This is a genomic window from Photorhabdus noenieputensis (assembly GCF_018448935.1).
GTDB lineage: Bacteria > Pseudomonadota > Gammaproteobacteria > Enterobacterales > Enterobacteriaceae > Photorhabdus > Photorhabdus noenieputensis.
The window spans coordinates 1-12713 of sequence record NZ_RCWC01000041.1; the positions used below are offsets into that span (position 1 = coordinate 1).

The 12713-nt window shown below is 43.2% G+C and carries 12 protein-coding genes, 2 pseudogenes and 1 other annotated feature; of the genes and pseudogenes, 3 read left to right on the forward strand and 11 right to left on the reverse strand.

Annotated elements, in window-relative coordinates:
* Window positions 1-114, forward strand: a pseudogene (locus tag EAE91_RS20585) (IS5/IS1182 family transposase); the annotation flags it as partial.
* Window positions 115-614: 500 nt separating this feature from the next.
* On the opposite strand, the gene hisIE reads toward EAE91_RS20585, so the two are convergent.
* The 9 genes and pseudogenes from hisIE to hisL all read right to left on the reverse strand — a co-directional run bounded on the left by hisIE (window position 615) and on the right by hisL (window position 7886).
* The gene (gene hisIE / locus EAE91_RS20590; protein ID WP_214090125.1) at window positions 615-1220 is read right to left on the reverse strand and encodes a bifunctional phosphoribosyl-AMP cyclohydrolase/phosphoribosyl-ATP diphosphatase HisIE; all 606 of its coding nucleotides are present in this window, start codon (window positions 1218-1220) and stop codon (window positions 615-617) included.
* Entirely contained in the window at window positions 1214-1990 is a 777-nt protein-coding gene (hisF, locus tag EAE91_RS20595) for an imidazole glycerol phosphate synthase subunit HisF (protein WP_214090126.1), read from the reverse strand. The genes hisIE and hisF overlap by 7 nt, the downstream gene beginning before the upstream one ends.
* A complete protein-coding gene (hisA, locus tag EAE91_RS20600) occupies window positions 1972-2709 on the reverse strand; it encodes a 1-(5-phosphoribosyl)-5-[(5-phosphoribosylamino)methylideneamino]imidazole-4-carboxamide isomerase (RefSeq protein WP_214090127.1) in 738 nt (245 codons plus the stop codon). The genes hisF and hisA overlap by 19 nt, the downstream gene beginning before the upstream one ends.
* A 5-nt stretch (window positions 2710-2714) precedes the next feature.
* The gene (gene hisH / locus EAE91_RS20605; RefSeq protein WP_214090128.1) at window positions 2715-3320 is read right to left on the reverse strand and encodes an imidazole glycerol phosphate synthase subunit HisH; all 606 of its coding nucleotides are present in this window, start codon (window positions 3318-3320) and stop codon (window positions 2715-2717) included.
* A complete protein-coding gene (gene hisB / locus EAE91_RS20610) occupies window positions 3320-4387 on the reverse strand; it encodes a bifunctional histidinol-phosphatase/imidazoleglycerol-phosphate dehydratase HisB (protein WP_214090129.1) in 1068 nt (355 codons plus the stop codon). The genes hisH and hisB overlap by 1 nt, the downstream gene beginning before the upstream one ends.
* Window positions 4387-5490 (reverse strand): histidinol-phosphate transaminase, encoded by a 1104-nt coding sequence (gene hisC, locus EAE91_RS20615; protein WP_214090161.1) that lies wholly within the window; start codon window positions 5488-5490, stop codon window positions 4387-4389. Before hisC ends, hisB begins: the two co-directional genes overlap by 1 nt.
* Window positions 5491-6810 (reverse strand): annotated as a pseudogene (gene hisD / locus EAE91_RS20620) (histidinol dehydrogenase); the annotation flags it as partial.
* A gap of 6 nt (window positions 6811-6816) precedes the next feature.
* Entirely contained in the window at window positions 6817-7716 is a 900-nt protein-coding gene (gene hisG, locus EAE91_RS20625) for an ATP phosphoribosyltransferase (RefSeq protein ID WP_214090130.1), read from the reverse strand.
* Between the two features lie 26 nt (window positions 7717-7742).
* Window positions 7743-7863, reverse strand: a sequence feature (His leader region).
* Window positions 7839-7886 (reverse strand): his operon leader peptide, encoded by a 48-nt coding sequence (gene hisL / locus EAE91_RS25100; protein WP_109791964.1) that lies wholly within the window; start codon window positions 7884-7886, stop codon window positions 7839-7841. It overlaps the preceding feature by 25 nt.
* A 285-nt stretch (window positions 7887-8171) precedes the next feature.
* Here hisL and EAE91_RS20635 point away from each other — a divergent pair, with 285 nt between their 5' ends.
* The gene (locus tag EAE91_RS20635) at window positions 8172-8999 is read left to right on the forward strand and encodes an SDR family oxidoreductase (RefSeq protein ID WP_214090131.1); all 828 of its coding nucleotides are present in this window, start codon (window positions 8172-8174) and stop codon (window positions 8997-8999) included.
* 6 nt (window positions 9000-9005) lie between these two features.
* On the opposite strand, the gene EAE91_RS20640 is transcribed toward EAE91_RS20635, so the two are convergent.
* Complete coding sequence (locus tag EAE91_RS20640; RefSeq protein WP_214090132.1) at window positions 9006-9626, reverse strand: glutathione S-transferase family protein; 621 nt, start codon at window positions 9624-9626, stop codon at window positions 9006-9008.
* Between the two features lie 366 nt (window positions 9627-9992).
* Between EAE91_RS20640 and EAE91_RS20645 the strand changes: the two genes are divergently transcribed.
* Window positions 9993-11135: a serine hydrolase gene (locus tag EAE91_RS20645; RefSeq protein ID WP_376744765.1), complete on the forward strand. Its 1143-nt coding sequence runs from the start codon at window positions 9993-9995 to the stop codon at window positions 11133-11135.
* A 92-nt stretch (window positions 11136-11227) separates the two neighbouring features.
* On the opposite strand, the gene EAE91_RS20650 is transcribed toward EAE91_RS20645, so the two are convergent.
* Entirely contained in the window at window positions 11228-12082 is an 855-nt protein-coding gene (locus EAE91_RS20650; RefSeq protein WP_214090134.1) for a hypothetical protein, read from the reverse strand.
* Window positions 12083-12713: the final 631 nt, after the last annotated feature.

Consider the following 12713-nt stretch of genomic DNA (forward strand, 5'->3'; position numbering starts at 1 on the left):
TTTTTGAAAGGTAATCGACGTATTGCAACACGCTATGAAAAAACAGCACGAAACTATCTGTCGATGGTGAAATTAGGCTGTATTCGACTCTTTTGCCGGAGATTATATAATTAAGGGACACTACCTAGCAGTGTAAGTCTGTTTTTTATAATTAAAGGTATTTGTATTTACATCATGCAGTTAGTAACCCGCATATATACCACTTTCGATGCGATTCCAGTGCTATTTCACATTAATACCATACAAATCCATTTTCTAAATAAGATCGGTTTTCGGGGGAAAGATTTTGATCTTAAAACAGGCAGTTAGTTCAATCTTTTATCCAAAATTCAGATTAGTAATTAAAATCCTATTTGAATGAAACTTTTTCTTACTGAGAAAGTTTTATTTAAATTGGAGCATATAACCAAAAACCATTCGGCCAAATACCTATTTTTTTATCTAATGTGGAATTAATTGTCTCCCCACAAACCTATTAATGGGCTAAGTCTGAAAGTAACAGCCGATTCGCAAATCGGCTATTTTGAGGTGAAGTTGTTTTTCAATGGTGAAGCTGGAATGGAAAATCAATTGTATTGACGGGATAAGGAGCTAAAATTAGACTGTCTTCTGCTTCATCTTTCCCGTAATCGACGAATAACAGAGCTAAGATCCAGCTCTTGATCCTGTAGTAGAACTATTAGGTGATACAGCAGATCCGCTGCTTCATTCGTTAGCTCTTCTCTATTATTCACTACCGCGGCCAAAGCGGTTTCTACCCCTTCTTCACCCACTTTCTGAGCGATTCGTTTAGTACCACTGGCATATAACTTCGCGGTGTATGAATGGCCAGGATCGGCTGTTTTGCGACTCGCCAGCAATTTTTCAAGCTGATAGAGAAATCCCCATTCAGTTTGTGCCGGAGCAAAGCAACTGTGTGTACCAAAGTGGCAGGTAGGGCCGATTGGATCTGCGAGTGCCAACAGGGTATCGTTGTCACAATCAGGATAGATATCGACCAAATTAAGAAAATGGCCGGAGCTTTCACCTTTGGTCCATAGACGTTGTTTACTACGGGAAAAGAAAGTAATTTTGCCTGAACTGATAGTAATATTCAGTGCTTCTTTATTCATATAGCCCATCATTAGGACATCGCCGGATATAGTATGTTGCACAATAACCGGCATCATATAAGCGACTTTTTCCCAATCCAGTTTTTCGATTTGTTGTGCGGTCAGCAAGTTCTTATCTCCACGCCTTGTTGTGAAAGGTACTGTTTTAATTCACCAATATTAATAATGTGTTTATGGAATACAGATGCTGCTAGTGCACCATCGACATTTGCCTGTTTAAAGGCATCAAGAAAATGTTCTGGTGCGCCTGCGCCGCCAGAGGCAATGAGAGGGACATGGCAAATGTCGCGCACCTGTTTTAGTTGAGTCAGATCATAGCCATTGCGAACACCATCCTGGTTCATCATATTGAGTACGATTTCACCTGCACCACGGCGTTGCGCTTCTTTTACCCAATCGAGGGTTTGCCATTGAGTGGCCCTTGTGCGTTTTTCGTCACCGGTAAACTGATAAACTTGATAGCGGCCGGTGCTTTCATCAAACCAAGTATCAATCCCTACGACAATGCATTGAACGCCATAACGATCGGCCAAACGGGTAATTAAGGTTGGATCGGCCAGTGCAGGGGAGTTGATAGAGATTTTATCTGCCCCAAATGAGAGGATTTGCCCTGCATCTTCGACGGTTTTAATGCCGCCGGCAACGCAAAAAGGAATATCGATCACTTCCGCAACTTTGGCTACCCAACTTTTATCGATTACCCGTCCATCAGATGAGGCGGTGATATCGTAGAAAACCAGTTCATCAGCACCTTCTGTTGCATAACGTTGAGCGAGTGGCACAATATCGCCGATAATTTCGTGATGGCGAAATTGAATGCCTTTAACTACTTGCCCGTCGCGAACATCAAGGCAAGGAATTATGCGTTTTGCCAGCATTGAATTGCCTCCGTCAGGGTAAATTTCTCATCAAGTAATGCGCGGCCAATAATCACTCCGGCCACGCCGCTGGCAGGCAGAGAAGCGATATCATTTAACGTGCCGATGCCACCGGAAGCCTGAAACGCGATTTGTGGATAGTATTGGCAAATTGCCCGATATAATTCGACATTTGAGCCAGTTAGAGTGCCATCGCGGGAGATATCTGTACACAGTACATATTTCAACCCGCAAGGCAAATATTGCTCAATAACCTGTTCCAGAGTGACGGAGGAGTTCTCCCGCCAGCCATTGATGGCAACTTGTTTCATGCCTGTATCATTGATACGGACATCCAGCGCCAGCACAATATTTTCCGCCCCATAACGTTTAAACCATTGGGTAACGAGTGCTGGTTGTTTGATGGCGATAGAGCCAATCACTATCCGGTTGGCTCCTGCATCAAGCAATGTTTTCACATCTTCTTCTGTACGGATGCCACCGCCAACTTGGACAGGTATAGAAACCGCGGCAAGTAATTTGCGTAGTAAAGGGATCTGGCGGGCGGATGGATCTTTAGCACCGGTCAGATCAACCAGATGGAGTCGTTTTGCTCCCTGTTGTTCATATTGTTGAAAGTGGGACAGAGGATCGTGTTGATAATCCCGTTGCTGAGCATAATCCCCCTGATGTAACCGTACTACTTTGCCATCAATCAAATCTAATGCCGGTATAATCATTGTGCTTACATCTCCAGAAAATTCTTTAATAGTCTGGCTCCGGCAGTACCGGAACGTTCAGGGTGAAACTGCACGCCAAAGAAGTTATCTTTGGCGATTGCACTGCTGAAAGTATGGCCATATTCAGTTTGCGCAATGGTGTAGGTATTCAGTGGGATCGCGTAGCTATGGACAAAATAAAAATAGGCATTGTCTTCAATACCACGGAATAGCGGGTGCCCGGCTTTTGGCAGAACTTGGTTCCAGCCCATGTGTGGTAATGGAAGACCATGAGTAGCCATTTTTTGGACCGGGGAATCAATAGTTTCGAGTAGGGTGATATTATCACCGGTAACATTATTGCTTTCTTCGCTGGTGGTAGCGAATAGCTGCATGCCAAGGCAAATGCCTAATACAGGTTGGCTGAGTACTTTAATTAACGGTATAAGTTCCCGCTGTTTCAATTGATCCATTGCGGCACTGGCAGTGCCGACACCAGGTAAAAGTAATTTATCTGCTGCCAGGATCGCCGTTGCTTCTTGGCTGATTTCAGGTTGATAGCCTAATTTTCGGATGGCATAAGCTACCGATGATAAGTTGGCGCAGCCAGTATCAAGAATGACGACTTTCATCACAGAACCCCTTTGGAGCTAGGTAATATATCGCCTTCTACCCGAATCGCCTGACGTAGTGTTCGACCAAAGGCTTTAAACAGGCTTTCTGCTCTGTGATGATCGTTACTGCCTCTTGTTTTCAGATGCAGTGTACAGGCCATTGCATAAGAGAGTGAACGAAAGAAATGCTCAATCATTTCAGTACTCAGATCACCCACCCGCTGGTGTTTGAATTCAGCTTTATATTCCAGATGAGGACGACCGGAGATATCGAGAACACAGCGTGCAAGGCATTCGTCCATTGGCAACATAAAACCAAAGCGGCAAATGCCCCGTTTATCTCCCAAAGCCAGTTTCAACGCTTCCCCTAATGCCAGACCGGTATCTTCAACGGTGTGGTGATCATCAATACAGAGATCGCCTTTGACCTGAGCATGCATGCGGAAACCACCGTGAGTAGCAATTTGATCCAACATATGGTCGAAGAACCCGACACCGGTATTGATATCGCTGTCACCTTCACGATCGAGCCAAATGTCAATATTGATGGATGTCTCTTTAGTGACGCGTTGAATATGAGCGTGGCGATCTTTACGGGTTAGTTGTTCACTGATGGCAGACCAGCCAAGGTTTTTCGGATGATAACGTAACCCCTGAATGCCCATATTTTTTGCCAGTTGCAGATCAGTTTCCCGGTCGCCAATCACATAGCTGTTAGCGGTGTCCATCAAGCCTGCTGCCAGATATTTTTCCACTAGTTTGATTTTTGGCTTACGGCAATGACAGTTCTCTTCTGGCTTGTGAGGGCAGATTAAAACTTCATCAAAATGGATGCCTTGAGAACTGAAAATCTGCATCATCAGGTTATGCGGCGGTTCAAACTGTTCTAATGGAAAACTATCTGTGCCAAGGCCGTCCTGATTGGTGATCATAATCAGCTTGAACCCCGATTTTTGTAGGGCAAGCAGAGCCGGAATAACCCCGGTTTCCAGTGCCAGTTTATCCAGACGATCAACCTGAAAATCTGTTGGTGGTTCAGTGATCAGCGTACCATCTCGATCAATAAAAAGGAGTTTCTGGTTCATCAGCTTGCGGTCTCCTTTGGTTGTTGATTTATAGTGGAAAGGTTGCTGATGGCTTCAACCACCTGCTCACACTCCTTACGGCTGCCGATGGTGATCCGCAGACAACCTTCTAAACCGGGCTGTTTGCGCTGATCGCGCAAGATGATGCCCTGATGCCATAATGTTTTGAAAACAGTTTCTGCGTCATAGAATTTCACCAATATATAGTTGGTTTCACTGGGAAATACCTTTTCAACGATAGCCAATTTATTCAAAGCTTGTTGCAAATAATCGCGGTTCTTTCTGGTTTCAATAACCCGTTTTTGCATAACGGCAATGCCTTCTGCTGTCAGTGCCTGTGCTGCAATATTCACAACAGGAGTAGAAAGCGGGTAAGGTGCAATCACTTTTAACAACAGGGTGATGATATCCACAGATGCGAGAGTAAATCCACAGCGCAGACCAGCTAAAGCAAAAGCTTTCGAGAGGGTTCGCAAAATGACTAAATTTGGATAGTTTTTTAGCCAACTTGCGATACTATTTTCCGGGCAAAATTCAATATAGGCTTCATCGATAGTGACAATGGCACGGTTGGCGGTCAGTTCCAGAATTTTACGCAATGAATCAGGATTTATTGAGTTTCCTGTTGGGTTATTAGGGCTACAGATATAGATCAATTTTACCCGGTCGAGGTTATTTTCGATCGCTTTGATATCCGGTTGCCAATTTTCCAGTGCGGCAATTTTTTTTTGTTCGACACCAAAAGTTTCAGCGCTGACACTGTACATACCATAAGTTGGAGGACAAAACAGAACCACATCTTGTCCGGGTTCACAAAATACGCGGATTAGAAGTTCAATGGATTCATCAGCACCACGGCAGGCTAGCACTTGCTCAGGTTGTAAGCCGGCATAGGCGGCATAACGACGGATAACCGAGGCTGGCTGACAGTCAGGATAACGGTTTAATGTTTGCTCAGTGCATTGGAAATCAGGTGCTAGTGGGTATTCATTGGCATTCAACCAAACATCACCTGTGCCGCCAAGGCGACGGGCAGACATATAAGGTGTTAATTTGCGGATATTTTCTCGTGCCAATAGATTGGCATCAAAAATGTTATTCATATTTACTCCTTGGCCGGCAGTATTTAGCGCCGCCACCCGTAAAGTGACCGCGTTTTGATGAGCGGTCAGTTGTTCTGCTTGCGCCAGTGTTTCAATGGTGTGAGATAAGTTCAGCAGCCCTTGTGGTGTCAGTTGCTGAATTGTCATACGTTTTAGGAAATCTGCCAGAGCAAGGCTGGAATAGGTTGAAGTGTAGCCATAAGTTGGTAGTACGTGATTGGTTCCTGATGCATAATCTCCCGCAGATTCCGGCGACCAGTCACCGAGGAAAACAGAACCGGCGCTAGTGATTTTTTCAACCAGTTGTTCTGGCTGGCGGGTTTGGATAATCAAGTGCTCTGGGCCATAGCGGTTGCTGATTTCTACGCACTGTTGCAGGTTTTTTGTCACAATAATCCGGCTATGTGCTAATGCCTTGGCGGCAATCTGGTTGCGGGGAAGCAGGGTAAGCTGTTTTTCGATTTCCGTTATCACTTTTTTGGCTAATGCTTCATCAGGGGTAACCAATATCACTTGTGAATCAGGGCCATGTTCTGCTTGAGAGAGTAAATCGGCAGCCACAAAGATGGGGTTTGCCCCCGCATCGGCGATAATAAGCAGTTCCGATGGGCCAGCAGGCATATCAATGGCAGCGCCATCTATGCGCTGACTAATTTGTCTTTTGGCTTCGGTAACATAAGCGTTACCTGGACCAAAAATCTTATCTACTTTGGGTACGGATTCTGTTCCAAATGCCATAGCGGCAATGGCTTGAGCGCCGCCAATCTGGAATATTTCCGTAATTCCACACAGTGTGGCTGCATAGAGAATTTCATTGGCAATCGGTGGTGGAGAACAAAGTACAACTTTATGGCAGCCCGCTATTTGAGCAGGTGTTCCGAGCATCAAAACGGTAGAAAGTAATGGCGCGGAACCCCCGGGGATATAAAGCCCAACCGAATTAATAGGCCGTGTTACTTGTTGACAATAAACCCCTGGTTGGGTTTCTACTTCGATCTTTGTAGGCTTCTGCGCTTCGTGGAAAACACGGATATTATTCATTGCCTGTTGCATTGCTTGTTTAATGTCATCATTCAGACTATTTTCTGCGGCGGCTATCTCTTCCGGCGAAATACGGATATTTTCAATAACCGTTTTGTCGAAACGGCGGCTGAATTCACGCAGAGTGTGATCGCCATACTCTTTTACCGCATGCAGAATGTGCCCCACTGTACGGGAGATTTCTTCGGAAGCTGAAATAGCAGGGCGTGTCAGTAAAGCGCTTTGTTGGTCATCATGGCATTCTTGCCAGTGGATCAGGGTATCGAAACGATTAGTCATTTTCGTTTACTCCATCATCTTTTCAATCGGCAATACTAAAATGGAGCTGGCACCAAGGGATTTAAGTTTCTCCATAGTTTCCCAAAACAGTGTTTCACTGCTTACCATGTGCATGGCAACGCGGTTCTGATCCCCCGCCAGCGGTAGAATCGTTGGGCGTTCTGCCCCAGGTAGCAGGGCAATCACTTGTTCGAGTTTTGCACTTGGTGCGTGCAACATGATGTATTTGGATTCACGGGCCTGAATCACCCCTTGAATGCGGGTCAACAGTTTCTCAATCAGTTGCTGTTTATCGGCGGGCATTTCACCATCACGTTGAATAAGACAGGCTTTGGAACGGTAGATAATTTCTACTTCCCGCAGACCATTCGCTTCCAGTGTTGCGCCAGTTGAAACCAGATCGCAGATAGCGTCTGCTAACCCGGCGCGGGGGGCAACTTCAACTGAGCCATTTAGCAGACAGGATTTAAAGTGGATTTTTTTCTGATCGAGATAACGTTTCAGTAGGTGAGGGTAAGAGGTTGCGATACGGGCATTTTGTAAACATTCGACGCCGGTATAGTTGTAGTCTAGAGGCGCGGCCAGTGAAAGGTGACAGGTGCCGAAATCAAGACGGCGTAAGGTGAAATAACGAGGATCTTCTCCCTGAGCTCGACGGCTTAATAGCTCCTCTTCCAGCACATTTTCACCGATAATACCCAGATCGACGACGCCATCCATAACCAACCCTGGAATATCGTCATCACGTACCCGCAAGATATCAATTGGCATATTTTCAGCAAATGCAATTAGGCGCTGTTGTTGCAGATTAATTTTAATACCACAGCGAGCCAGTAGTTCTCGTGAATCTTCGCTTAATCGGCCTGATTTCTGCATTGCGATACGTAAACGTGATTTATCTAACATTTTTATCCCCACTTAAAATCAAAAACATAAAAAAACCCCCGGAAGATCCTTCCGAGGGTTTATCGCATTCATGCCACCGGAAGACTCGCTAAACGTCTTCCAGCACACAACCGCCTGAAAGACTAATCAGGATGATGATGGTGGTAATGGCTGAATTGAATGCGGATCATAATGGTTTCTCTTTAATTTATTATTGCTATTGGTGATTATTTATTGCCGGTTGCTTTTATTCACTGACCAGCAGAGATTAAATTTTTTGCTCGCTATTCAACCTATACGATTTAATGGACTAAAAGCAATCTATTTTTTTAATAATAAATTTATATTGCAATAATGTTTTGTTTTTACTTGAAATATTGTTTTCTATGGGAGAAATACAGTACCAATAATAACAGTGGCTTAATGTTCAAATTGTTTGCATAATCAAAATAATATCAGGCATAGTAGGAGTGGCGATGAAAAAAGTTTCCATTATCGGTCTGGGTTGGTTGGGGATGCCATTAGCCAAGGCATTGAGTCGTAGTGGTATGCAGGTTGTTGGCAGTAAAACGACACCAGATGGTGTAGAAGCAGCACGTATGTCTGGTATCGAATGTTATTTGTTACAACTGGAACCTCAGATTAATTGTGCGCTTGATGATTTAGAGCAACTGATGGTAGCCGATGTGATGATTATCACTTTACCGGCAAGCCACACGGCGGGTGGCAGTTATAACTATGTTAAGGCAGTTCAGTTAATTGTCGATACCGCTCTTTCATATTCTGTGCCAAGGATTATTTTTACTAGTTCTACCTCTGTTTATGGTTTTGTTACTGGTAATCTCAATGAAGATGCACCTTTTTGCCCTGAAACATCTTCCGCTCAGGCATTGGTTGAATTAGAGAATTGGTTGCACAAATTGCCAAATATTTCCGTTGATATTTTGCGCTTAGCCGGTTTAGTAGGCAGTGGCCGTCATGCCGGGCGTTTTCTGGCGGGAAAAAAGGAAGTTAAAGGGGGTAATCAGTCGGTTAATTTAGTTCATCAGGATGATGTTATTTCAGCCATTAACTTATTAATTCAGAGGACTAACGGTGGGCATATTTATAATTTATGTGCGCCGGTTCACCCAACCAAAGCTGAATTTTACCCCAAGGCCAGTAATCAGCTTGATTTAGTTCCACCTGAGTTTTCCAGAGAGGAAACTCAGGTGGGAAGCAGAATTGTTGATGGCAGCCGTATTTGCCAGGAGTTAGGATTTAAGTATCAATATCCCGATCCTAGATGGATGCCAATGAGCTGATTTTTCTCAACTTAACTCAATCATGACAATTTCTTTGAACGCTGGTCTTTCTGCTATTAACTGGTACCAGCGTTCAATATTTGGCAGAGATGGACGTTTGATTGGAATATTAAGCCAAGGATAAATCATGGGGCCTAACGCAATATCAGCCATGCCAAATTTATCGCCAGAAAGATATTTCTGTTCTGCCAGGGTATCATCGAGTACTTCCATCAGTTTTTCGATTTCAGCCAAGGTTTGTTCTAGTTGTTTTTGATCCCGCTCAGCTTCCGGTGTGCGAATAAAACCTATTACAAGTTGTTTGATATGAGGAAACAGATGTGAACCAACCCAATCCATCCATTTATCTCCATTCGCTCTTTCCTGTAGATCTTGCGGATAAAGTACATCTTTACCAAATTTTGCTGCAAGATAACGCACAATGGCGTTGGATTCCCACAAAATAAAATCGCCCTCCTGTAAACAAGGGATTTTTCCATTCGGATTCATTTTCAGATATTGCGGGTCATCCAGTTTGCCAAATTTACCGCCAATATCTATCTGATGATATGGTATATCGAGTTCTTTCAGACACCAGAGCACTTTTTTTACATTGGAAGAGTTTTTACGGCCCCAAATGGTCAGCATGGGCTTCTCCTTGAATCGGGATAATATGAAAGTCTGTTATTTGCTACCAATAACGCTTTATTAGATTAAATGAAAACCCGTGATCAGAACAATCTTTATCCTATTTATGTTGGTTTCTTGTCGTACAACATTTTATATTAATATACCTATCGTCTTTCAAGTTGCTTCTTTGTTGGCTGCACTCACTCCGGTCACTATAGTTCTCTATGCTCCCGGGGATTCGCTCCCTTGCCGCCGCGATGCATCTTGAAATCCATAGGGTAGAAGAATTTGACATTTTTTCTTATTAAGTAAAGGGGAACGAGGATGAAGAAAAGTCTGGCGATGACGATGAAATGTGTTATTGCGGTGCTGACAGTGGCATCAATGGCAAGTGCCGGTGTTTATGCATCGGATGAACCTGTCGTTCCACCAGTGGACGCTAGAGCTTATGTGTTAATGGATTATGACAGCGGTAAAATTCTGGCGGCCGGTAATCCCGATGAGCGGCTTGATCCAGCCAGTCTGACAAAAATTATGACCAGTTATGTTGTCGGTCAGGCGATAAAAGCGGGAAAAATCACGCCGGAAGATATCGTTACTGTGGGGAAAGATGCTTGGGCGACGGGTAATCCTATATTGAAAGGTTCTTCTCTCATGTTTCTTAAACCCGGCGACAGGGTAAAAGTGATCGATTTGAATCGTGGTGTTGTTATTCAGTCTGGCAATGATGCCAGTATTGCTTTAGCTGATTATGTGGCGGGTAGTCAGGATGTATTTGTCAGTTTGATGAATAATTATGCAAAAGCACTTGGGTTGACCAACACCCATTTTCGTACGGTTCATGGATTGGATGCTGAGGGGCAATTCAGTACTGCTCGTGATATGGCGATATTGAGTCAGGCCATGATTCGTGACGTTCCTGATGAGTATGCCCTGCATAAAGAGAAAACATTCACTTTTAATAAAATCCAACAGCCTAACCGTAACCGATTGTTGTGGAATAAGAATATAAATGTCGATGGTGTGAAAACAGGATATACCAGCGGCGCTGGTTATAACCTGGTTGCTTCAGCGACAGAGGGACCTATGCGGCTGATTTCTGTTGTGCTAGGTGCGCCAAGTGATCGGGTTCGTTTCGCTGAAAGTGAAAAATTACTTGCATGGGGACTCCGTTTTTATGAAACAGTGACGCCCATTAAAGCTAGTGAACCGTTTGTTTCAGAAAAGATTTGGTATGGCGATCGTTCAGATGTTGCTCTTGGCGTGGAAAAAGATGCGGCGATCACCATTCCTCGTGGGCAGCTAAAAAATTTGAAAGCCAGTTACACGTTAAATCAGACGCCATTGACAGCGCCTTTGGCGAAAAATCAGGTTGTCGGCGTGATTAATTTCCAATTGGGGGACAAGGTGATTGAGCAACGTCCTTTGGTGGTTAAAGAGGCGGTGGAGGAAGGTGGCTTTTTCAGTCGTATTTGGGATTTGATTGTGATGAAAGTGAGTGGTTGGTTTAAGGCGATTTTTGGTTGATTTGATGTCGATATATGATTTACGCGGCAGATTGTATGGAGTTATATTCTGCCTGATTTAGGGCGCGGCATTTTGCCGCGCACGTTTTACACTTACTTTTTTTCATCTAAAGAGCAACGTTTGTTGTTTTTTACAGCAGATCCATTGTACCGGCCTTTGAATAACAAGACACCATCAGGTTTATCTTGCCAGTAAGCCCATAATTCGACCTCAGTTCTAATATGATGACCAATATTTTCGTAACGAATATGCGTAGGTGATAAACCTCGATAATTGCGGGTTGATGTTCCTTCATATCGCAGTTCATAGCTATTAGCGAATCCTGTTAAATCGCCGCTTCTGAATAGGATACAGGTTGCTACGTCATGAAACTCTACCCATCCATTAAGCGGTTTATTTTCACCTTCAGTTTCTATTTCAAAAACAATGACATTTTTGCCAGTTTCAGTTTTACCAAATACCATCAGCTTTCCATCTTCAATGGGGCGCAATAAGGATATTGAGTTCTTTTCTGGATCTATCATCAAACCACCATATTCAACCCCATTGACACTGGCTGTGTAATTGGGAAAACGACTAACATTGCCTCCGCCGAAAATAACAAGGGGTTCCTGAGGATTTGAAACATCAAGTTCACCGGCAAAAGGTCGGACGGCATCACCGTCAGAAAAAATTTTTTCACTTTCTCCAGTGCCGATAGCGCCATATATTTCTATTTTACTGTTCCAGGCGACTTCATCTTTTGCTATGGGAACAATAATGAGATTCTCAGAAACTAAGATCGGTGGAGATTGGTAAGTAATCCCCTCAAAGATAACATCATAAACATCAAAAAATTCAACACTGCCCTCAACAAATTTGACAGCTCTATGCCATGCTCCATCGTAGAAATGATCTGTTACGTAACCTGAGGATGGCTTTTTAATACGTTGGCTTTCTTCTGACATTTTATCACCTATTATGAAGAGAAGTGAGTGAGAGAAAAATATACCCGTTATCTTTCAAGTTGCCTCTTTGTTGGCTGCACTCTCTCACCCCGGTCACATCGTTATCTATGCTCCCGGGGATTCGCTCCCTTGCCGTCGTGATGCATCTTGAAATCCATAGGGTATAGATATTCAAGTATTAAAAATAGTAGTAAGCGTTATTGATATTTGTCAAGAAAATGAGTTTTAATTGTTTTTTGTTATTTTATAGGTAATATTAGATAGGAAATTAATTTGCGAAGAATTGAAATATCAATGTTCAAAAATAGATCAAATACAATTGTTTTAATATGTTGTTATTGGATATATTAAATGTATGTTCAATGAATTCATTGAATATAGATTAATGATATCAAAATAGCATTATTGAAATAAGATATTATTTATTAATTATCGTGAACTTAAAACGATGTTACGAAAACAGGCAGAACCTTGTGATTAAGGTTCTGCCTGGAGAAGGGAATATCTGGTAGAAAAATACTGTTAGCTTTTACTCAATATCAGCGTTGTTCTACCAGAGAAATACCACACTCAATTTCTATTGTAACAATAAGGAGTTAGGTGCAGCTATTTAGCAATTTATGACTTTATA